Annotated in this window: 1 rRNA gene; it reads right to left on the bottom strand. The window is 52.4% G+C overall.

The features are described 5' to 3' along the window. Nucleotides 1-96: 96 nt before the first annotated feature. Nucleotides 97-785 (bottom strand): 23S ribosomal RNA (locus ACJ8HB_RS24935); the annotation flags it as partial.

Below are 785 nucleotides of genomic sequence, written 5' to 3'. Positions count from 1 at the left end.
GTTTCATTCCAACCGCTTCACTCTCGTGTCGCCATCAGAACCAATCTCGGAACTTCGCTGAAAATATCTTCGTCTCTAAAACACCTTCGGTGTTGTAAGGTTAAGCCTCACGGATCATTAGTACTGGTTAGCTCAATGCATCGCTGCACTTACACACCCAGCCTATCAACGTCTTAGTCTTAAACGTTCCTTCAGGGGCCTTAAAGGCCCAGGGAAGACTCATCTTGAGGCAAGTTTCGCGCTTAGATGCTTTCAGCGCTTATCTTTTCCGCACTTAGCTACCGGGCAATGCCATTGGCATGACAACCCGAACACCAGTGGTGCGTTCACTCCGGTCCTCTCGTACTAGGAGCAACCCCTCTCAATCTTCCAACGCCCACGGCAGATAGGGACCGAACTGTCTCACGACGTTCTAAACCCAGCTCGCGTACCACTTTAAATGGCGAACAGCCATACCCTTGGGACCTACTTCAGCCCCAGGATGTGATGAGCCGACATCGAGGTGCCAAACACCGCCGTCGATATGAACTCTTGGGCGGTATCAGCCTGTTATCCCCGGAGTACCTTTTATCCGTTGAGCGATGGCCCTTCCATTCAGAACCACCGGATCACTAAGACCTACTTTCGTACCTGCTCGAGCCGTCACTCTCGCAGTCAAGCTAGCTTATGCCTTTGCACTAACCTCACGATGTCCGACCGTGATTAGCTAACCTTCGTGCTCCTCCGTTACTCTTTGGGAGGAGACCGCCCCAGTCAAACTACCCACCAGACACTGTCCTCACCCC

Source organism: Serratia sp. CY27727 (assembly GCF_052169275.1).
Taxonomy (GTDB): domain Bacteria; phylum Pseudomonadota; class Gammaproteobacteria; order Enterobacterales; family Enterobacteriaceae; genus Serratia; species Serratia sarumanii.
Note: the sequence above shows the minus strand (reverse complement) of the source record. Positions and strands in the feature narration are given on the sequence as shown.